Below are 21,536 nucleotides of genomic sequence, written 5' to 3'. Positions count from 1 at the left end.
GGTACAACACGACCCGCATCAAACGCTCCCTCGGCTCCACAAGCCCCGACCAATACCGCCGTTCACTCGGCCTGATAGCATGAACAAGCAAACACAACAACGTGTCCAAGTTTTCCACCGCACCCCCCATATCAATACAAAGAAACTTGGATCTGGCACTACGTATCTGTCCCCTCTTTGCACCGACCTCTCGTAGAAACTATACGATTCCCCGAGGTAATCTGTTGCATTTGAAGAGTTTCTTGATTCCGTCTAGGTGCCAATCAGCGTGCTGTTTGTCGTCACACTCATTACAACACAAATCTCGTAATGGACAAGGCGTATTGACTTTACAACAGCAGGGCTGAGGCGTGCTTCGTAATCCCTGAGACTGATGATTTCATTGGCTTTGGTCGTTGTCATAAGAGCTCTTTCCATATCTGGAATATTTGAAATCTTGCAACGACTATGCCTCAGCGAAGAGTCCAAGGGCAATATCCGCTGGTCCACCAAACCGAATTAGATTAGATACATTATCCGGTTATTCATTATTGGTAACACATCATTGCACCAATGCGAAAACATACAAAAACGACTGTTGCACTTGGCATGGCCATAGCCTGTTTGCCGTTTGAGAATATTCGGTCTTCACATCTTCAATCACGAAGCGATACAGAATATATAAAGTAGGATTTACTTTAAACCGCTTTTCACCCTGCCCCAGCCTGTCGTCACATCGCATTGCGAATGAATGCAAGCGCGATATAGATTTTTACGCGATCTGATTCCAGCGAGAGATCCAGACCAATCAGCTGCTCCACCTTGGCGATGCGATTTTCGATGGTATGCCGATGCACATCGAGCCGACGCGCACTCATCCCCACATTGAACGAACAGGACACCACCTCGCGAATCGTTTTCATAAGCAATTCCGACTCATCTGCAGGAAGCTCCTGTAGAGGACGGAACAGCTCAAAAGCGTAAGCTGAGGCCAGCTGCGGCAATACCAGCTCGTGCGGGGACATGTCAACCACTGATCTTCCATCTTGTCTAATCTTCCTCATGTTCATGTCCTGAATCGCCTCAGGGAAGGACTCATCCAAAGATTCCCATGAACTAACGGATTCCATACCGTATTTGAGGTTTTTCTCGCTTTCGAACGCCTGTGCAAACGTTTCACGGTCGCCTTCGGCTACTACCATCCATAATCTGCCGCCATATTCACCAAACACAAAATTACCTTTCACTTTGGCAGTTTTCTCGGCAGACGACAGCATCGCGTAATGATGGTCCAACAAAGGCCTTTCACCGTCGAGACATATCAGGACTAGGGGCGGAGACGGAATCGTGGCCCATAGCTCATGAGCCATCAGAAGCGCGAGATGACTTTGCCCTTGAGCAAGACCCGCCATAGCTATGGCTCGAAGCTGCCTCATATGTCCATCATTTACTGTGATCCGAGGGAGAGTGACAGCAAGCACATCAGATGCAGACATGGTGATGGATCGAAAGAACATATCCGATTCCTCTAATAGAGGTATCGATGCCACGATAACTCCAAAAGGCGGTTGTTTGAGCGATTGAGGGTTCTGCACAACACATACGCAATAATCTCTGCCGTTTTCCATGCCAAATATTGTCTTGATTCGCCAAGGCTCCGTACTGCTTTCACGTTTCCGTATCATTTTCGATGCCCATTCCTGCGCCGAAGACTCAAAATCCTTGTGCGATATGGCGATGATTTCCCCTTCCGCGCTAGAGGACGTGTCAACGAACGCCACACACCCGTTGATTAACGAAGAGACAGTCGATATAACAGATCCTATCGGCATAGGGCTAGATAGAGCATGAATTACATTGCGCTGCGCTGTGTACGTCCTGCGCGTAAGGTTGTCGTTTTCATCGGTCAAGGACTGAGAGACGGCTTTAGAAACGGAAGCGAAAACCGTGTTCAGTGGAATTTCGAACAGCACCATATCGTTTTTCTTCGCTGCTTCGATCAGGGCTTTTGGCGTGGACGGATGCTTGATGCCAAGTCCGAAACCAAAAGCGAGCACACCTGCCTGGCTGAGCTGCGAAATATAGCAGTCCCACATATCCTGATAAGACTTATCGGCGTCATTATGCCGCGGAGAAAGCCCGAAAGCTTTCAGCGCCTTTTTCAGCAGTAGCCGCTCTTCCGGTGAATCATCATGTTCAAAAGGGATGTTCATCCCGCAGGTGATGAGAATCTCCCCAGGCTCAGACCAGGCCGCATCGAGCACCTCCGTCGGATGGCACCATACGATTCTGTGATTAAGCGCGCCGCGTCCAACGCCGTGAATCAGTTTGAGGTTGAGCGTAGGGTCAGAAAGGAGTTCTTCAACAGTGATGGCCATAAAATCATCTTCGTGGAAGTATATGTCGGCTTAGTTACCACAGAACACCAGTTTTCTCATATACCTGCATCAATAATCGCTCAAAAACCCCACGTAAAGTTTCTATAGCGATACCAAGTTGTCTTAAGCCACGGTGTGCTGATTCGGCGCTCAGCCCAACCGTGCGGGACTAACTCAGTATCATTGAGAAACATCAGCAACCCGGGAGTTCAGATAGCAAATAAATGGGATAGGGGGCAGACGATCGAATTGAATCCTATGAGTAAGCCGCTCTTAGTGTAGCTCGCCCGTGCTGCGCAGCTGCCCCAGCACAATGTCCAGTTCGCTCAGCAGCCGGTCTGCGTCGGCGCTGCGGAACGCCATCGGCGGCCGGACCTTGAGCACGTTGGCCTTGGGACCGGACGAGGAGATGAGCACGCGCCGCTCGCGCAGCCGATTCACGATCGCTGCCGAGAGCTGCGGGTTCTCGTTCAGGCTCTCGCGGTCGGTGACCAGTTCGACCCCGATGAACAGCCCGCTTCCGCGCACTTCTGCGACCTGCTCATCCGACGCGGTGAGCGACCGGATGCCCTCGAGGAGCTGGCGGCCGACGCTTGCCGCGTTCGCGATCAGCTGCTCGCTCTCGATCACGTCAAGCACTGCCCCTGCTGCCGCAATCGACACAGAGTTGCCGCCGAAAGTGTTGAAGTAACGCACCCGGTAGCCGAAATCAACGAGCAGATCCGGTCGGAAAACCGCTGCGGCGATAGGAATGCCATTGCCCATCGGCTTGCCCATCGTCACGATATCGGGCACCACACCGTGCCTGGCGAACCCCCACCAGCCGTCACCCAGCCGGCCAAAGCCCGGCTGCACCTCGTCGGCGATGTAAAGCCCACCTGCCTCGCGCACCAAGCGAGCGGCCTCGTGCAGCCAGCCGACCGGATTAGGATGTATGCCATCGGATGCGAACGCCCCGTCGGCGATGAATGCGGCGACCTTCACCCCGTGGCGCTGCAAATCGGCTATGGCTGCACGCACGGCGTCCGCCATGTACGCGTCGAAATCAAAGCCCTGCGCCTGAATGCGCAGCGCATCGGGTGCGGGAATGGTCCGTACATACGAGCCCAACGGCACATTGGCCCCCAACGACGGCGAAATCGCCGCAATCGCAGTGGTCACGCCGTGATAGGCGTTGGCCGTGACAATCACCCCGGTACCACCAGTCACCCACCGAGCCACACGCAGCGCCAGATCATTGGCCTCGGAACCGGTGCAGGTGAACATGACGTTGCCGAGCTCGTCGGGAAAAGTCGAGAGCAAACGCTCCGCGTAGTCAACCACCCCATCCTGTAGGTAGCGGGTGTTGGTGTTGACCCGCTCAAGCTGACGGGCGATCGCCTCGTTCACATGCGGATGCGCATGCCCCACGCACGGGACATTGTTGTACACATCAAGGTACTCGTTGCCCTCGGGGTCGTAGATATGCACGCCTTTCGCGTGGTCAACCACGACCGGGAGCTCATAAAACAGTCGGTACGCCGGCCCTAGGGCCCGCTGCCGCCGCTCAACGAGCTCCCGTTCGGCGGCTGGCAGCGATTGCAGCATGGAGGGCTCGAACCCGTTGGCCATGGCGCCGGGGCGCATATCAGGGGTGGACGATGCGGACATAAGGCATTCTCTTTTCTGTGATGGGCTGGGTTGCAAGCTATTGGTTTTGTGCTGTGTGATAGGTTCAGGACTTCGGCGCACGCCAGAATCGGCCGCTGCTGACCGCCGACCATGTCAATCGTGTCATCGGGCTGCGTTCCCAAGATCGAGCACATCGTCAATCCGTTGTGTCAGCGGAACCGCATACACAGCCTCAAGCGACTCCATCAGACCAGCGGTATGCGTCGCCAGATACGCCGCACGCTCAGGATTCTCGCGAGTGCTCCACGCCTGGGCGAGGATGCGCAGCGCAAGGCCGGGCAGGACCCAGCACCGCAACTGCGCGCAGCTCGTCATTGCTCAGGGTGCGCTCGCCAAGATACCCACCCAGCAAAGCAAGGCCGCGATTCCATGGGTCATCCAAGCGGGAAAGCTGGCTGCCAAACGCCACGGATACATCTGCCGCCACCCATGTACGCACGCAATCGCCGAAGTCGATCACGCCGGTCACATACTGAGGATCGTCCTCATCAACGAGCAGGTTGAAATTGTTCGCATCGTTATGCAGCAGCTGCTTCGGCAGGCTTCGCGCGATCGGAGCCACCACCGCATCGAATTCGTCGAACGCCTGGCGGGCAAGCTCACGCGTGGACTCGCCGCATACGTCCAGCAGCGGCCGCAAACCGCCCAGCTGCCGCAGATCCCAGAACAATAGGCGATCCTCGGCAGGATGCCTCATATCAGCCAGAGTGCAGGAAAGCCTGGCGACCATGCGCCCAATCTGGGCGAGCTGCACATCGCTCGGGTGAGCGTCGCCCTGCGGGGCGCCGGGCAGATAACTCATCACGCGCAGAATGCGGGGGTACACGCCAAGCCCTGCTCCGACATCCAGAGTGAAGCGGCCATCGAGGGCGGCGCGAAGCTGCGGCACAGGAACCCTGCCATCGAGGGCGACATGCGCCATCACCTGCGTCTGCAGATCGATGAGATCGGGCCGTTCGAACGATGACGACACTTTCACCGTGAAATCGCCCTCAGCCGTGGCAAAACGAAAAGTGTCATCCTTCTCCGTCGGCAGCCGATGCAACGTGCCCGCCAACCCACACTCCTCAAGAAGAATTCCTGCGAGACGCCCTTCATCGAAGCACGTCTCAGCCGCATTCAACGAGCTGTCAGCAATAATGGCACGAAAACGATGCTCAGCTTCAGTTGCCGTGGCTTCGCCCGATGTGGTCTCAGTTGACATGCAGCAGTCGAAGCCCATTGCCACTCCTCGGCTAGGCGCTGGCTCCATAACCTATAGGAACACAGCAATCAGACATAAACATTTGCGAAGCTACGAGGAAAACATTACGAACAGATTTCCAGCCGACACAGCGCAGGCAGACATCATATCGGCGCCGACGAAGAATTCGTGCTGAGATGCTCCATAAGCAATACTGTGAACGCCAAATCCGTTGGATTTTTTAGATTGAGCCCCGTGACCGTTTCAAACGATTTGATGCGCTTCATGACCGTGTTGCGGTGGCATGAACAGGCCATGGTGGTCAGTTGAATGCTGCCGGTCTGCACATATTTTGCTACCGTCATAACTGTGTCGTTCGCATGTTCGGCATCTAGTGCACTGATTTGGCGATCATAGCGTTCCGCCAATTCCGGGAGGAAAGAAAACAGCTCCGCTTGCGCGTAGCCCACCCAATGCTGTTCAATGTCGATTGGACCGGAAAGGTGGCGTTGGTCGATAGTCAGCATATATTTTCGCACGATACGGAGCGCACGAGGTACGGCAGCGAGATTTTCCACGGCCGCAAGATAGCCGCAGGGCGTACTGCGTAGAGCCTGCAGGGGATGTCCAGAACCCATTGGGACATCCGTAGGCCAAAAAAGCGCAAACGCCTCGGCGTTCCCCTGATAGAGCACCACACGCTTGGAATATGATCTGATGAGGCGGAGTGAGGCGCGGAAGGCAGGAACGGTATTGCCGTAGCACACACAATACTGCTGGCCATACGGTATGGAAAGGCTCCGGGAAACAATAGTGGCGGCTTGGGAAGTGCTGTCGTGAGAATGTATGAATTTCTCCAAGTCCAGGGCGCGCTCTTCTATCTGGTAGCTCTCTTCCCGCAGACATTCAGCATGATATTCTGCCTGCGTGGCCTGGCGAAAGCCGTTAACGGTCTCCCACAGGGATTCAACATTCTCGGCCAATACGGGGGCGTCTTCAGGAAGGGCGAGATGCGTAAGCACATTCCACATGATCTTGAAATCAAGTGATATCGATGCCTCCAATGTCTCTATCGGTATGTGCTGCTGCGCACGTTTTTGGCCTAACTGCCTGGCAAGCGGCATTCGAGGATCCACATCTTTAGGGTCATTGATGATGTAATGCAGCATCGCGACAAAGGCGTTGTATGCCGTCTCCTGCAAATCACTGAACGTGACCTCTGTCTTCTGATATGCGAATACTTCACCAACCTCCTCAAGGAACGAAGACACCAGCAGACCCCGGTGCTCATAGAGAGACAGCATTAATTCAAACCAGCGGTCATCTGTATCGGACATATACACAACATAGCGTGCCATTTCCTTATATCAATGGTCAATAGGTTAACTCCACGTTTCTGAAAATTTAACGGTATTCGATGATGTGCAAATGCACTGCAAAAAGATACAATTCATTGGCGGAAAAGCCAGCGGTACACAGCTCTTCCTAATTAGACTTTCGCTCAACACTGCAAAAATCAAGGAAAGTGAAGCCCTGACAGCTTGACAGGAGGTCTGAAAATGCGCATAGATACCATATTCGAAAACGCAAGATTCACCACGCTCGACAACAATCATCAAGTGGCTGAAAAAGTAGGCGTTCTTGATGGCAAGGTCGTCGGCCTCGATGACGAATTGGACGGCATAGACGCCGCCGAGCATGTGGACCTTGAAGGCGCGTATGTGGTTCCGGGGTTCAATGATGTTCATGCTCACGTGTCGTGGCTGGGAAGAACCCTTTCGGAAATTGATCTTACAGATATCTCGCTCGACATCGATCAGGTATATCAGCGAATCCAACATGCCGTCAACGATTCCCAGCCATCCTCACCGTCAGATTGGGTGCTGTGCTCCGGGTTTGATCACCATCGCTTTCATGGGCAGTATCCGCAGATATCGGTTTTGGACCAAATCTGCCAAGGTAGACCGCTGTTCATGCGGCACACTTCGGGGCACTCTTCAATTGCCAACACCGAGGCACTGACTCGCATAGGCGCATTGGAGCCAAATTTCCAAGATCCAGAGGGCGGTCACATCGTACGAGATGAACAGGGCAAACCGACAGGCCTAGTGCAGGAAAATGCGCAAAGTCTGCTGCAGGACCTGTTCAAGCCATACTCGTTGCAGACGATGCGAGAAGCAATCGACCGCGCAGGAAAAAAGCTTGCCGCAGATGGCATAACCAGTGTCTGTGATGCGGGAATCGGCGAGGGATGGATTGGTGACTCCCCCATTCAGCTCCTCGCCTATCAGCAGTTGGCTGACAGCGGCAAACTGTCCGTACGCACTCAAGCCATGCCAACGGTGTACAACCTGCACGGCCTTGAATCAAGCCCCGACGATGATTTCGGAATCGGCCTCGACCTCGGCATACGAAGCGGGCTCGGCGATGAGTGGCTTTCGATCGGGCCCACTAAGCTCTTTGCCGACGGATCATTAAGTGGCGAAACCGCTGCGATGACTGTCCCCTATAAAAGTCGGCCAGGCTATGTCGGATCGTTGGAAAACAACGAAGATTCCATCCATAGTTGGATTGTGAATGCCATACGCTCGGGTTGGAGTGTGGCCACTCATGCCATTGGCGATCGAGGAGTCGATGCCGCATTGGACGCTTACGAAGAGGCTCTGCAACTAGGCATTACACCTCCTATGCCGCTGAGAATCGAACATGCTGGTGTAATGAGGCCCGATCAACTTGATGTCATCGCACGCCTAGGCGTGGTACCCACGACACAGTCCGTCTTCTATGACAACATAGGCGATGGAATTATCGATTCACTGGAGCCTGAAGTTCTCAACTATACCTATAGGGCGAAATCTCTGCTAGACCATGGAATCACGCTGCCGGGTAGTTCCGATGCGCCATGCGCCAGCGATTCGGCTTTACTCGGCATCGAAAAATTCGTAACGAGAACCACAGGAAGCGGCAGGCCATTCGGACCACGGTCAGAATGTCTGACCACACTTGAGGCACTGCAGTGCTATACAACTGGCTCTGCCAAGGCGACCGGTTACGCAGGGAGCAAAGGCAGAATCTCCCGAGGCTATTTCGCGGACTTCACATGTCTCGCACAGGAATTGCTCACCACTCCTGCCGCTGAGATACCCCATATACCTATCCGATCGACGGTGGCTGGCGGGCGCTTTACCTACCACGAGTAACGATGAACGAGTGTTTCCCCCAAATCAAAACTCGCGTTATTCAATTACATCATCAAAGAAGTATTCCGTCACTCATTTTTAGCGAGGTACTGTAATGATTGCAACAATCGGCGTGCTGGAGAACAATCCAGAGTTCGCGTATGGAACGAAGGCATGGTCTGATCTACAGCAGCGAACGCAACGTCAGCCTGTCGATATTCTAGTACTCAATGAACTCCCCTTCGGGATGTGGCTGGCCTCATCGCATGAGTTCGATGAATCGGCATGGTCGCAAAGCCTGGAAACGAAGCAAGAGGCGATAAGCCATCTCGAAGATTTCTCCGCGACAAACATCGTGGGCAGTGTGCCCATGCAAACAAGCGAAGGTCTGCGTGTCAATGCAGGGTTCTCTTGGTCCAAACAGACAGGTCTGGTAATTCACCACCATAAGCAGCACCTACCGCATGGTCCAGGATACTGGGAGACTACATGGACAGAACCAGGGCCTCAAGCCTTCGAAACATTTGAACTTGCCGGATTGAAGGTCGGATTCATGGTGTGTACCGACATCATGTTCCCCGAACACGCCAGGCAGTATGGTCGTGAGAACGTCGATTTGATTGTGTGTCCGCGTGCGACTCCGCCTCTCGACGCAGCGATGTTCCATGCGGCGCTCACGATGGCGGCAACTGTATCCGGCTGCTATGTAGCGTCTTCAAATCGAGGATATACCGATTCCCTTGGATTCAGCTACGAAGGCGCAGGCATTATTGTCAGCCCACGCGCCATTCCAGTGGCAACAACCAACCCACAAGACCCCTACGTTGTAGTGCAAATTGACACGGAGACAGTGCGGGCAAAACAGGCGCGCTACCCAATCGATGTGTGCTGAGTTTATTGGTTACGTGATTAGTCTTTTGTCGCTGTCATGAAGCGGCGGCATAACGCACAGCGAGAAACCCGTAATATACGCATCGACGAAAATCGACAACGGTCAGTGCGAAATTCCATCGCCGCAGCTGTAAAGCGTCATCTCGCATATGGAGGGACGTCATAAAACTGTCCAGTCTTGGATTCCAACATTCAACAAGTTCTACCAACGAAAATAAACGAAAGGTGCATACCGATGCCAGCATCAACTGTTACCAAGCCACTAGCGAGTGTTCCTCAGGTCGCTCGAAATATTCTGACTCCTATACCAGGCCCGAAATCGCGGGAACTTATGCAGGAGCATCATCAATATGTGAGTGCTGGAGTAGGGGCGCTCATGCCGGTGTTTGCTGATTCTGCTTCAGGTGCCACGATCACGGACGTCGACGGGAACCGCTTCATCGATTTGGCAGCTGGCATTGCGGTAACCGGCGTTGGAAATGCTGCTCCTCAAGTGGTTTCAGCCGTGCAACAAGAAGTCGCGAAGCTGACCCATACCAATTTTGCGACCACGCCCTACGAAGGGTATGTGCGGGTTTGTCGCAAGCTTGCCGAGCATATCCCCGGACAATGGGAGAAAAAGAGCGTACTACTCAATTCGGGTGCCGAAGCGGTTGAAAATGCTGTCAAAATTGCCCGTAAATTCACCGGTCGACCGGCAATAGTGGTAATGGATAACTCATTCCACGGCCGAACGAATCTGACTATGGCCATGACCACGAAAGCATCGCCATACAAGTTGGGTTTCGGACCTTTTGCTCCTGACGTGTATTCAGTACCGTTTTCATATCCGTTGCGAGATGAGTACGGAGAAAATGGCGCTGAGGCTGCTCAACGAACCATTGATAAAATCAAGCTGCTGGTTGGCCACGAGAGCGTAGCAGCCATCATCGCCGAACCTATACAGGGCGAAGGCGGATTTGTTGTTCCGGCTCCGGGCTTTTTGAAGACGCTGAATACATGGGCTCATCAGCATGGTATCCTCTATGTCTCCGACGAAATTCAAACAGGCTTTTGCCGGACGGGTAGATGGTTTGCTTCCGAATATTCCGATTTGGATGCTGATCTTGTTACCACTGCAAAAGCTTTAGGCGGGGGCCTACCTATCAGCGCCGTCACCGGACGTGCAGAGATAATGGACAGTGTACAACCGGGTGGTATAGGTGGCACATATGGGGGAAATCCGGTATCCTGCGCCGCCGCACTTGCCTCCGTTACGTTGATGGAATCGGAAGATTTGCCGCAACGGGCTTTGCATATTGGTGAGCTCATTCAGGATAGGCTTGCACCTCTGGAACAAGAAGTTGCCGAGGTTGCACAGGTACGTGGTCTGGGTGCTATGCAAGCTATCGAATTTGTGCACAGCGGAGATGAACGACCGAATGGCGAAATCGTGTCACGGATTCTCAAACTAACAGCACAATCTGGGCTGATTTTGCTCAATTGCGGTATTCACGGGAATGTTGTTCGGTTGTTGCCGCCTCTGGTTATTACAGATGAGGAGCTTACTGAGGCTCTTGATGTCCTTATAGCCGCTATAAAGACAGCGAGCCAAGAAACAGCAGCACTCTAGATAATGTCTCTTCGGATTTAATAAGTTCTCACGATGTCTCTGTTCGCCGAGTTCGACGAACAGAGACATCGTTGAATCATCGATTTTGGGATTCTTCTCTTTTCCTGAGCACAATCAACCCTCCAATCAAACAGAATAAAACCTAATCGTTGGGCCATTCTCGCCCGAACACGCCAGATGTAAGCTCCGCATGCGTGCAGATGCGTCGCATGGTCACCGACTTGTCAGGGAGCGGAGGGGAGAAGAGAACAAGCACGTTGTCCGTCAAGTGGAACTCCATGCACCCGTTGTAATGCCCGCCGCGATTGCTCAGCACATGCGGGCCGTACGCATCGTCTACCCGGCCCTTAACAGCGAGGACATCCTCGATGATGGCGAACAGCTCGTCCACCAGACTGGGATGCCTGCGAATCAGCCTGCGCACATCCTTGTCGAAATCCGTTGAGTAATGAACCTCAAGCATCAATGCCAGCCTCGCGCTTGACATCCTCAAGATACCTGCGAATATCTTCGTGCGTGCGCCAAGTGCCGGCTATCTTGTCGCCCTCGGCAAGCTCGGCCTCGCGCACTTCGGCATCATGCGCGTAAGCGGTAACCAGCTTGCCGAGCTTATTGATCTCAGCGCCCAGATCAACGCCTTGACGCCGTGCTTCGGCTTCAGCTTTGGAATACGTCACATCATCAAAAGTCAAGACTGTCATGACGGCACCTCCCTCATGTTTTCGATAGCTCAATCATACAAGCAGCCACAATCCTCTTGAAGCGAACGAACGAAACATCACTGCCTCGTACCACAAGACACATGTAAATGAAACCTCAACAAAATGTCTATCTTTAGCGTACGCCCTATCCGCGCTTTCAGGCAGGCAGTCAATTGACAACGCACTCCTTTCTCATACACAAAATAAGATAGAGTCCAAGTCTCATATGACGATATTTATATCAAGGAATTGACCGGCTGGGCGATTCTGGGCATCGGGCTGACGCTCACGTCAGCGCCGATACCGCCGCCGATTCCGGAGAACAGCGCCACCACGGCCACCACATCGGCATCGAACAACTGCGCCAGCGACATCGAACCTTCCCATGGCTGCGTGCCGTCCCATTGCTCGATAAGCAGACCGTTGACGAATATCCTGCATGAAAAACGTTCGTCCGGGCGTTCGGCCTGAACGTGATAGCGCAATGAACCATGGTCGATGTCCACGTGCAGCTTCGCAGGGAATGTTCCGCTGCTCCGCCCAGAGCTCGCAGCGTCCAACGGGATCCGATTCAGATCCTCTATTGCTGGCACACGGCCCGGAGCAGCACGCCTGCGCGCGGATTGCTCGTACTGGTATGCGGCGGCGAGCAACAGCCGGTCGCTGCCCGACGGCCCCATGAAAGTCAGCCCTGCAGGGACGCCGGTATCGTCCATAATGCCCATGGTGACGTTTACGGTAGGAATGCCTAGGTGCCGTATCATGCGGTTCCCGTTCGAGAACCAGGTGCCGTCCTGCCATGCTTCGGTGTTGTGCACCTCGTCCACATCGGTATCGGCGTGGGCTATGTTGCTGTTCACCGGGAACACCAACACGTCGAAGCCTTCCGCCTGCATCCACGCTTCAAGGTGTCGCTTGCGGATAGCTTCCAGACCGTGCAATCCCTGTTCGAGCTGCGGGGTTTCCAGCGAGGGCCTGAGCTTGCCTTGCCAGATGTATTCGTAGGCCTCGCGGTAGAAGCCATAACGTCGGCCTGTCTTTCGCGCGAGCGAGTTCAAGGGATTGGGGAACACATCATCAGGGTTTACATCAGTGAGGCTGCCCACGCCGCTGATGTCGAAGCCCTGAATGAATTCTTCCAGCACGGCGGCGTTCAGTTGCAGCCACTCATGCTCCATCCATTCGGCCGGAATCAGGCCTTGGTCAGCGAAGGTTTTCAGCGTACGCGGAGCAAGCTCGTAGGCGTCACGCAGGGGCAGATTCGTCCAGCGCACATCGTCACCGAGCGAGCGTAGATCGTCAACGGCCCGCAGCAGCAGCCGACTGATACTTGGCCGCGTGTACACGGATGGAATTACGCCGCCCAGCCGTCCGGCGTACTCGTTGACGACGCCGATGCGCAGGCCGCCAAGCGCGTCCATATCAACGATGCCGTCCACGCCTTCCTCACGGAATCGTTGAGCGCCTTCGAGTGGCACGAAGCGCTGCCTGCGCCACATATCGCCACGCGTGTCATCGTCCTCGCGCATCAAGGTCGGCAGCAGTTCAAGCAAATCAGCCATGGTGCGCGTATGCGGCACCACTTCGTCCTTGGTGGCGTGCAAGGGCCAATTGCCACGCAGAGAAATCACGCCGCGGGAGGGGGTATAGGCCACCACGCCATTATTCGCAGCGGGCGAGCGCCCGGACGACACGGTTTCCTCGCCTAGTCCGAAGGCGGCGAAGCTCGATGCAGTCGATACCGCAGAGCCATTCGACGATCCCGAATACCAGGCGGCGGCAAGGTATTCGGCATTATATGGGTTTTCGGCGCGTCCGTATAGGCCGCGCTGCATGCCTCCGGCCGCCATCGGCGGCATATTGGTACGCCCGATGAGGATGGCCCCGGCCTCTCGCAACGCCTGCACGGAGAAACTGTCCTCGTTCGCCACGACATGCGCGAAGGCCGGGGATCCAGCTGCCATGGTCATACCCCGCGCCATATAACTGTCCTTCACGGTGTACGGTACGCCATGCAACGCCCCATGTGCCTTGCCGCTGGCCCGCTCGTCATCCTTGCGCATGGCCTGTTCGATTGCGTCGGCTGCGATGATCGGCACGGCATGCAGCCGAATGCCGTTGACATCGTAGTAGAACATCCGGTTGAGATAGCTGACCACCAGCTCGGTGGAGGTCAGCTCGCTGGAAGCGAGCATGCGCTTGATGTCGGCAATGGATAATTCGCAAGGGTCAAGCGCCGAAGCGTCGCAATCAGTCATATGAGTTCCTCGAAAGGTTATGGATGGATGTGGTTGAATGTTTTACGGACGATAGGTTCTCTCCTGTTAATTTTGCATCACCAATGTTTAATCATTACGTGTATAGGTACATGGGTAGTCCTTGGCACTGAAATAAAATCGACTTGCTGTCATAGGCATAATCCCAAGCCCAGCAAATTCGTTACTGCGCGAGCTCACAGCGAAGCCAGCACCCCGTCGAACACATCAAGGCCTTCGTCGATCTCCTCCGTGGTGGAGTTCAGCGGCGCGGCGAAGCGAATCGCGTCGTGGTCGGCGCCACAGCCCAGCAGCAGCAATCCGGCGTCCAGCGCTTTGGCAGAGACTTCGGCGAAAAGATCCGAACCATTCTTGCTGCCCTTCGAGCCGAACTCGATGGCGAGCATCATACCTTGGCCGCGAACGTCCGCTATGAAGGAGTATTTCTGCTGCAATTCGAGGAGCTTGGACTTGAAGTAGTCGCCGAGCTGCGCGGCATGATCGACGATGTGGTGTTCTTCGAACTCGTCCAGCACCGCCAGCCCAGCGGCTCCGGCGACCGGATTGCCACCGAAGGTGCCGCCGTGCATGCCAGGGCGCCACTGGCTCATATGCTCTTCACTCGAGATCACCGCGCTCATCGGGAAGCCGCCGGCGATGGCCTTGCCCACGGTCATGATGTCGGGCACCACCTGCGAATGCATGCCGGCGAACATCTTGCCCGTGCGGCCGTAGCCCGACTGAATCTCATCGAAGACCAGCATGATGCCGTGCTCGGTGCACATCTGGCGCAGCCCTTGCAGGAAGCTGGGGTCGGGAACCACATAGCCGCCCTCGCCCTGCAACGGCTCTGCGTAGATGCAGGCGACCTCATCCGGGGAAACGCAGTACTTGAACAGCTTCTCGATCTCGTTCAGACACCACGACGCACGCTGTTTGGCGTCGTAGCCTTCCGGGCACAAATCCTTGGAAGGGTACGGCGCGAAATAGACGCCGCCCATCAGCGGCTCAACGCCCTTGCGGTAGAAGGAATTTGACGCTGTGATGCTGGTCGCCCCTATAGTCCTGCCATGGAAGGAGCCCTTGAAGGCAATGACGGCAGGGCGGTCCGTCACAACCCGAGCAAGCTTGATGGCGGCATCCGTGGCTTCGGCACCGCCGTTGGCAAACAGCATCGAATTGAGATCGCCTGGGGTCACTTGCGCGATGCGCTCAGCGAGCTTCAAGGTGGTCGGGTAGTTGACGACGTTGAAGCTGGCCGTGATCAGCTTCGCGATCTGCTCCTGCGCAGCCTGCACGACCCGGGGATGGGCATGGCCTAAGGCGTTGACCGCAATGCCCTGCACCCAGTCGATGTAGTGCTTGCCGTTCACATCCGTCAGGTACATGCCCTTGCCCGATTCCGCGACCAAGTCCGTGGCCTTGGACAGTGCCGGGCTGAGATACTGCTTATAGTCGGAGAACTGAACGTCAGAATCTTCGATATCTTTCGTGAACGTCTCTACGAGCTGCTGTGGCATCTGCGTACCCTCCATGTAGTGGATTTCGTGTTACTTGTCTACGGATTACTCACGGATATCATGTGAACTGCATACGATGAATAACCATTGATGGTGGCCATTGTCCGACGTCGAAGAGCGCTGGGCAATGGAAAATATGCCAATATGAAATACAAAATTGGATATGATGTCCTATCAATCACCACCGTAACAAAGCGATTAGGTGGGGGGTGACCTAAAAACGTCCGTATTATCAGCCTTGCGGCGGTTGCTTGTTTCGTTTGGCAAACAGCGCTGCGTTACACGCCAGTGACCCGAATGAAGTCATGAAATTAACATGTTGGTGACAACAACCTTGTTGACGGCATTCTTGTTGGCAGCATTATCGGCGCCATCCGCATCGCCTGCACCGATATCGACGGCTCGGCCATCGACGATGACAAACGGCAACGACTCAGGCCTGCTCCGCGTCGCGGATGAAGGAATACGCGATCCACAGGCGCACGCGGGCGGATTCATCGGTGAAATCCAGTCCTAGCAGCCGTTCCAGCTTCACGACGCGATTCTCCACCGTATGCCGATGCACCTGCAACCGTCCGGCCGCAGTCCCGATGTTGAAGGAAGCCGACATCAGCTCCCGCAAGGTCGCCATCAACGAGCGGTTTTCGGCAGCAGGGACATCCTTCAGCGGCGCGAACAGCTCCTCGGCATACATTTGCGCGAGATCGGGATCCACCAGCTCGTGGGGCGTGATGTCCAGCACCGAGTCCCGGCTTCCGGCGCGGTGCAGCAGCAAATTCTGCACGGCCTTGTTGAACGCGCCAGGAAAGGAACGCGGGCCACGCACTGCGGCATAGCCAGAATCAAGTGCTCCGCTGCCCTCGATCCAGCGTTCGACCGCATCGCAGCCGTCTTTGCTCGTCAGAATCCACAGCCGGTCCTCATATTCGCCGAACACCGACTCGAGGCATGCCGATTCGATCGACATCGTGGCGAAATCCATATCATTGCTCACACCGAACGGCTCCACGCAGTACAGCCGCGCCGGGTACGACGGCGTCCAATTCCACAGCGGCCCCATGATGGACGCCGCGGATTGCACTCGGCCCGCCTGCAGCTCCCCCATTGCGATGGCGCGCAGCCTACTTTCGCTGCGGAAGCGTTCGATATGCTGCGGAAGGCTCCACATCAGAGCGTCCGCTGCGGCAACGCCCAGCGATCTGAAAATGTCACCATATGAGCCGCTGCGGGATGTGGAGACGACAAGCATGCCGAAGGCGCGGCTTTTCCGCCCTATCAGGCATACGCAGTACCGAATGGCACCACCCGCCACGCCGAACAGCGATTTGGCCGTATCCCCGTCATGCTCTTTCTGTTTGCCCATGCGCGCCGCCAGCGTCATGGCCCGCTTGCGCATCGACTGATTGGAGATGGATATGATGCGCATCTCATTATCGATGAAAGCCGCCCAACCCGAAGAGAGCAGCGCCGCCCGATTCACTACGGCCTCGATGGGATTCCTGTCATTGGAGGCTTCGAACAGCTCACGTTGCGCCGAATACATGACGCGCTGCACGTTTTCGCTCTCTTCGGCCTGGCTGCGGATCACCGTTTTGGCGATCTGCGAGAAATTGATTTCCTCGGGAACCTCGAACAGCAGCATATTATGCTGTTTGACCGCATCGATGCAGGCCTGGGGAATGACCGGGTGCTTCATCTTGACGCCGAAGCCAATCGCCATGACGCCCGCCCGGCTCAGGCTGGATACGTAATGCATCCATAGCTCGTCGTAAGGCTCTTTGGCACTCTCGGCGTCCTTGAACGAGGACGACAGCCCAAGCTTGCGCCGGTCACGCCGCAGCAACGACAGATCGTTGGCATTGCTCATGTCTTCCAACGGAAAATTAGTCGAGCACGTCAGCAGTACCTCGCCGGGTTCCGAGAATTCAGCGGCATTGACCACGTCGGTAGCATGCACCCACACGATGCTTTCCGTGCCGTTGCACCCGCCGTCGTGGACGAGTCTGAGCTTGAGTTCCGGCACGGCAAGCAGCTGACCAATGGTAATCGACATACCCGTATGGTCGCACGCCCAGATGTCGAACGGTTGTCGTGGGTATTGCGCAGGGGCTTCCGACTACTGGTGTAACCAACACAACCCACCACAACAATGACAAATGTCTTGCGACATGCGTGACGCATGTCGCAAGACATCACAATGCGGACAGGGCGGGATTCGAACCCGCGGTGGATTGCTCCACAACGGTTTTCAAGACCGTCTCCTTCGGCCGCTCGGACACCTGTCCATTGTGCTTCGCATGCGAGGCACAAGCTGTAACTATAACCGACGAAACCGACATCGGGTTAGGCTGAAGACGAAGACACGAGCGCGACTCACGAGGTCAGACCGCGCCTCGACTCTGCGATGTCGAATCGAAAGTTGCCATCAGGCAACTTGTCTCACGCCTCCCACGCCCTCGGCTCGATAACCTCGCGACCGCCCATGTACGGGCGCATCGCGGCGGGAATCTCAATCGAACCGTCGGCCTGCTGGTGGTTCTCCATGATTGCGACAAGCCAGCGCGTGGTGGCCAGCGTGCCGTTCAGCGTGGACGCCGAACGGGTCGAACCGTCCTCAAGCCGTTCGCGGATATTCAAGCGCCGCGCCTGATATTCCGTGCAGTTCGAGGTGGAAGTCAGCTCACGGTAGCGGCCTTGCGTCGGCACCCACGCCTCGTTGTCGAACTTGCGGGCCGCTGAGGATCCCAAGTCACCGGCAGCGGTGTCGATGGTGCGGTAGGGCACTTCGACCTTGTGCAGCATCTCCTCCTCCATCGCGAGCAGGCGCATGTGCATGTCGCGCGAGTCCTCCTGCTTGCAGTAGACGAACATCTCGACCTTGTCGAACTGGTGCACGCGGATGATGCCGCTCGTGTCCTTGCCGGCGGCCCCGGCCTCGCGCCGGTAGCAGCTCGACCAGCCGGCATAACGCAGCGGGCCGTTGCTCAAGTCAAGAATCTCGTTCTCGTGCATACCAGCGAGCGCCACTTCGGATGTGCCGACTAGGTACTGGTCGTCGGGGTCGCGCAGCCGGTAGATCTCATCGGCGTGCGAATTGAGGAAGCCGGTTCCGGCCATAATCTCCGGGCGCACCAGAGTCGGCGTGATGGTCAACGTGAAGCCCTCGGACTCGGCCTGATCAACGGCCATCGTCAGCATGGCGATCTGCAGGCGCGCAACTGCGCCGCGCAGGAAGTAGAAACGCGAACCGGAGACCTTCGCGCCCCGTCGCATATCAATGCCGGCCACACCGAGACCCAGCTCCAAGTGATCCTTCGGCTCGAAGCCTTCTGCCGCGAAATCACGGATATCGCCGACCTTCTTGACCACGACGTAATCATCCTCGCCGCCTTCGGGCGCCTCCGGCTCGACGACGTTCGACAACTTCCACATCGCATTCGTGTAGGCCTCGGCCGCCTCGTCGGATGCCATCTTGAACTGCGACACGTTTGCGGACAGTTCCTTGGTACGCGCGATGAGCGCCGCCCTCTCGTCGCCCTTGGCTGCGGCGACCTTGCGACCGAGCGCCTTCTGCTCGGCGCGCGCCGCCTCGAACTCCTTGAGCGAGGCCCGCCGCGACTCGTCAGCCCCCAGCACTTCGTCCACAAGCTCCACGGATTCCCCGCGTTTGCGTTGTGATTCCTTCACTATATCGGCATGATCGCGTATGAATTGGATATCAAGCATGGCTCCCAGAGTAATGCCGCAAGCCGACACGCGGCGCGAAACACCACGCCGTAAGCTCGATGCCACGCTCGGCACCGCACGCCCGACGCCACGTCTGACACCACGCGAGTTCGCGCCTGTTCGCGCGTGTTCGTGCAGGAATCGTTGACGTCACTATTCGCGCAGAGCGTTTTGCGCGATGCAAGCGCACAATAAAAGGTATGTCCACCACTGCGCTCATCGTCATCGCCAGCATCGCCGCCGTTATCGTCCTCATCGTCGCGGCGATACTTGGCATACGGGCGTATCGGCGGCATCGCGTCACGCAGGCCGTCGAACAGCGTGACAAGGATCGGGTGCATTACGCCTTCATCATCAATCCTTCCAAGCCGCAGGCCGCCGAGCTGCGCCAGCATATTCAGGAGTTTTGCGAGCGCAAGAGGCTCACGCAGGTCGAGTTCATCGACACGCAGCTCGACAAGGACGGGCGAGCCTGCGGACTCGAGGCGCTGGAACATGGCGCTGATGTGCTTATCGCGGTCGGCGGCGACGGCACGGTGCGCACGGTGGCGAGCGTGGTGTCCGGCACCGAGCACACGCTGGGCATCATTCCTATCGGCACCGGCAATCTGTTCGCCCGCAATATGGGCATTCCGATTGACGATGTCGATGCGGCGCTCACCGTAGCCACGTCGCATGGCTCCCAGCAGGTCGATATGGGCCGGCTTTCGATGCTCGACCGCCCCGAAGACGAACGTGAGCACGCGTTTCTGATCATTGCCGGCATCGGCTTTGACGCGCTGATGATCGACGACACCAATCCGGAGCTGAAGAAGAGCATCAGCTGGCTGGCCTATTTCGTCGGCGCTGTCCGGCATCTGTTCTCGCCCAAGTACCGGGGCACCATCACGATGACTGGCGCAGACGGGGAGATTCACAGCTCCAAAAGCGTGGCCTTCCGCACATTCATGGCAGGCAATTGCGGGCAGATACCCGTCGTCTCGCTGATGCCCGAAGCCGTTTACGACGATGGCCTGCTTGATTTCGAGCTGATCGACACCTCGGGTGGCATCATCGGCTGGGCGAATCTCTTCGGGGATGTATTGCATCAGACCGTGGTGGGCAAACCGGGGCAAAGCCCACTTTCAACCAATTCGACGCTCGACCAGATTCAGGGCATCAGCGCTGAAATCGAGCTGGAACGCAAGGCCCTGGCGCAGGTCGATGGCGATATCGTGGGCGAAACCAAGCGCATCCGCTTCGATGTGGATCGCAAGGCCCTGCGTGTGCGCGTGCCGCAGCTCGAAGAGCCAGAAGCAGACAGCACAGAAAACGCAGAAAACAGCATCGGCGTGTCGGATGAAACCACGGATTCGTCGCCACAGGAATTTGCTGTGGCCAAGTAGCCACCCGTCCCGTACCAAGTTCCGACTCACTACCCCATCGCAATGTGTGCAACTCGGACTGTTGTCACGCAAATCGGCCTGTTCGCGTGATAAGAGTCCGAGAAACCCGCAATCCTAGTAGAAACGTCACGCAAAACAGTTCATATGCGTGACGACAGTACGAGAAAACTATCCGGTTGCGCGCAATCGGTGTGCGCAAGGCCAGCAGCATGCAGTCAGCTCACATCGGCCGCAACGCGGGCCACATGCAGGGTCAAATACGCAACTTCGTCGTCGGTAAGCCCTGCATTCAGCCGCAATTCGATAACCGCGGCGATTTTCCACGCGCAGGCCGCCGCATCCGAATACGCCTGGCGGATTGAGGTGACGATCGGCGTCGGTTCGTTGGCGAGCTGCCGATTCTGGCTGATGCGCACAAAAAGATATCGCAGATGCGTAATGAAACGGCCGACACTCACGCTGTGCTGGTCGATGGTGATGCCATAGGTCTGTTCGACTATGGAAAGAATCTGCTGGATGACGCCGGTCATCTTGTAGGTATAGGACAGATCGCCTGTCGAGAATCCGGCGTTGACCAGATGCATCGCGAACGCCACGGCCTCTTCCTGAGGCAGCGCATCGCCCAGATGCTCGTTGAGTTCGGCCAGCAGCCGCTCGCCCAGCGTGTATTCGCGCACGTAGAGCGAACGCACCTCGGCTTGCAGCGGATAGGCGACGCTGGTGCCGTCGTGCGCGCGGCGCAGCGCATATGCCACATGGTCGGCCAAGGCCATGACCAGCGTCGGCTGGGTCTCGCATTGCTCGGCGAGGCCGACGGCGGTCATGGCATCGGTGACCAGATGAATGATTTCGGGCGGAATCTCGGAGAGCAACTCTGCGAGATGGTCCGGATCGCGCCCGTCGGAGGGAACGAAGGTCCTGGTCACTTTCGCGTTGTCGATCCGCTGCCCGGGGTGGGCTTTGAAGCCCAAGCCTCGACCGGTGAGGATCACCACGCCGTCGCCGCGTTTGGCGAGGACGACGTTGTTGTTGAACACGCGAAGTATCTCCAAGGAC

The 21,536-nt window shown here is 56.4% G+C and carries 17 protein-coding genes and 1 tRNA gene; 4 read left to right on the top strand and 14 right to left on the bottom strand.

Annotation, left to right across the window (positions count from 1 at the left end; translation table 11 throughout):
- Nucleotides 1-252: 252 nt before the first annotated feature.
- The 5 genes from DDF78_RS11740 to DDF78_RS07625 form a co-directional block, all read right to left on the bottom strand.
- Nucleotides 253-402 (bottom strand): hypothetical protein, encoded by a 150-nt coding sequence (locus tag DDF78_RS11740; protein WP_154677518.1) that lies wholly within the window; start codon nucleotides 400-402, stop codon nucleotides 253-255.
- Between the two features lie 308 nt (nucleotides 403-710).
- Nucleotides 711-2,357 carry a helix-turn-helix domain-containing protein gene (locus tag DDF78_RS07640; RefSeq protein WP_152581300.1) on the bottom strand — a complete coding sequence of 549 codons (1,647 nt, stop codon included), beginning with the start codon at nucleotides 2,355-2,357 and terminating at the stop codon, nucleotides 711-713.
- 273 nt (nucleotides 2,358-2,630) lie between these two features.
- Nucleotides 2,631-4,007, bottom strand: a complete 1,377-nt coding sequence (locus DDF78_RS07635) for an aspartate aminotransferase family protein (protein WP_152581299.1) — start codon at nucleotides 4,005-4,007, stop codon at nucleotides 2,631-2,633.
- Between the two features lie 244 nt (nucleotides 4,008-4,251).
- Nucleotides 4,252-5,250, bottom strand: coding sequence for a phosphotransferase (locus DDF78_RS07630; RefSeq protein WP_162000930.1), 999 nt, complete (start codon nucleotides 5,248-5,250; stop codon nucleotides 4,252-4,254).
- Nucleotides 5,251-5,375: 125 nt separating this feature from the next.
- Complete coding sequence (locus tag DDF78_RS07625; RefSeq protein ID WP_162000779.1) at nucleotides 5,376-6,548, bottom strand: RsbRD N-terminal domain-containing protein; 1,173 nt, start codon at nucleotides 6,546-6,548, stop codon at nucleotides 5,376-5,378.
- 222 nt (nucleotides 6,549-6,770) lie between these two features.
- Between DDF78_RS07625 and DDF78_RS07620 the strand changes: the two genes are divergently transcribed.
- From DDF78_RS07620 to gabT, 3 genes are all read left to right on the top strand, one after another.
- Entirely contained in the window at nucleotides 6,771-8,411 is a 1,641-nt protein-coding gene (locus DDF78_RS07620; RefSeq protein WP_152581296.1) for an amidohydrolase, read from the top strand.
- Between the two features lie 94 nt (nucleotides 8,412-8,505).
- On the top strand, nucleotides 8,506-9,282 hold the full coding sequence (locus tag DDF78_RS07615; RefSeq protein ID WP_152581295.1) for a carbon-nitrogen hydrolase family protein: 777 nt from the start codon (nucleotides 8,506-8,508) through the stop codon (nucleotides 9,280-9,282).
- Between the two features lie 234 nt (nucleotides 9,283-9,516).
- On the top strand, nucleotides 9,517-10,893 hold the full coding sequence (gene gabT / locus DDF78_RS07610; RefSeq protein WP_152581294.1) for a 4-aminobutyrate--2-oxoglutarate transaminase: 1,377 nt from the start codon (nucleotides 9,517-9,519) through the stop codon (nucleotides 10,891-10,893).
- Between the two features lie 142 nt (nucleotides 10,894-11,035).
- Here gabT and DDF78_RS07605 read toward each other — a convergent pair whose 3' ends face one another.
- The 8 genes from DDF78_RS07605 to serS form a co-directional block, all read right to left on the bottom strand.
- Nucleotides 11,036-11,356 (bottom strand): type II toxin-antitoxin system RelE/ParE family toxin, encoded by a 321-nt coding sequence (locus DDF78_RS07605; protein ID WP_152581293.1) that lies wholly within the window; start codon nucleotides 11,354-11,356, stop codon nucleotides 11,036-11,038.
- Complete coding sequence (locus DDF78_RS07600) at nucleotides 11,349-11,594, bottom strand: hypothetical protein (protein ID WP_152581292.1); 246 nt, start codon at nucleotides 11,592-11,594, stop codon at nucleotides 11,349-11,351. The genes DDF78_RS07605 and DDF78_RS07600 overlap by 8 nt, the downstream gene beginning before the upstream one ends.
- A 236-nt stretch (nucleotides 11,595-11,830) precedes the next feature.
- The gene (locus DDF78_RS07595; RefSeq protein WP_152581291.1) at nucleotides 11,831-13,852 is read right to left on the bottom strand and encodes an amidase family protein; all 2,022 of its coding nucleotides are present in this window, start codon (nucleotides 13,850-13,852) and stop codon (nucleotides 11,831-11,833) included.
- Between the two features lie 194 nt (nucleotides 13,853-14,046).
- Nucleotides 14,047-15,369 (bottom strand): aspartate aminotransferase family protein, encoded by a 1,323-nt coding sequence (locus DDF78_RS07590; RefSeq protein ID WP_152581290.1) that lies wholly within the window; start codon nucleotides 15,367-15,369, stop codon nucleotides 14,047-14,049.
- A 303-nt stretch (nucleotides 15,370-15,672) separates the two neighbouring features.
- Complete coding sequence (locus DDF78_RS12210) at nucleotides 15,673-15,798, bottom strand: hypothetical protein (protein ID WP_272869827.1); 126 nt, start codon at nucleotides 15,796-15,798, stop codon at nucleotides 15,673-15,675.
- A 4-nt stretch (nucleotides 15,799-15,802) separates the two neighbouring features.
- The gene (locus tag DDF78_RS07585; RefSeq protein WP_152581289.1) at nucleotides 15,803-17,422 is read right to left on the bottom strand and encodes a PucR family transcriptional regulator; all 1,620 of its coding nucleotides are present in this window, start codon (nucleotides 17,420-17,422) and stop codon (nucleotides 15,803-15,805) included.
- 147 nt (nucleotides 17,423-17,569) lie between these two features.
- A tRNA-Ser gene (locus DDF78_RS07580) sits at nucleotides 17,570-17,654 on the bottom strand.
- 154 nt (nucleotides 17,655-17,808) lie between these two features.
- Nucleotides 17,809-19,095, bottom strand: a complete 1,287-nt coding sequence (gene serS, locus DDF78_RS07575; protein WP_152581288.1) for a serine--tRNA ligase — start codon at nucleotides 19,093-19,095, stop codon at nucleotides 17,809-17,811.
- A 200-nt stretch (nucleotides 19,096-19,295) separates the two neighbouring features.
- On the opposite strand from serS, the gene DDF78_RS07570 reads away from it, so the two are divergent.
- On the top strand, nucleotides 19,296-20,480 hold the full coding sequence (locus DDF78_RS07570) for a diacylglycerol/lipid kinase family protein (protein WP_152581287.1): 1,185 nt from the start codon (nucleotides 19,296-19,298) through the stop codon (nucleotides 20,478-20,480).
- A 215-nt stretch (nucleotides 20,481-20,695) separates the two neighbouring features.
- On the opposite strand, the gene DDF78_RS07565 is transcribed toward DDF78_RS07570, so the two are convergent.
- Nucleotides 20,696-21,532 carry a PRD domain-containing protein gene (locus tag DDF78_RS07565; protein WP_152581286.1) on the bottom strand — a complete coding sequence of 279 codons (837 nt, stop codon included), beginning with the start codon at nucleotides 21,530-21,532 and terminating at the stop codon, nucleotides 20,696-20,698.
- Nucleotides 21,533-21,536: the final 4 nt, after the last annotated feature.

It is taken from the genome of Bifidobacterium tibiigranuli (genome assembly GCF_009371885.1).
In the GTDB taxonomy this organism is placed as follows: domain Bacteria; phylum Actinomycetota; class Actinomycetes; order Actinomycetales; family Bifidobacteriaceae; genus Bifidobacterium; species Bifidobacterium tibiigranuli.
This window is presented reverse-complemented; position numbering and strand designations above follow the sequence as displayed.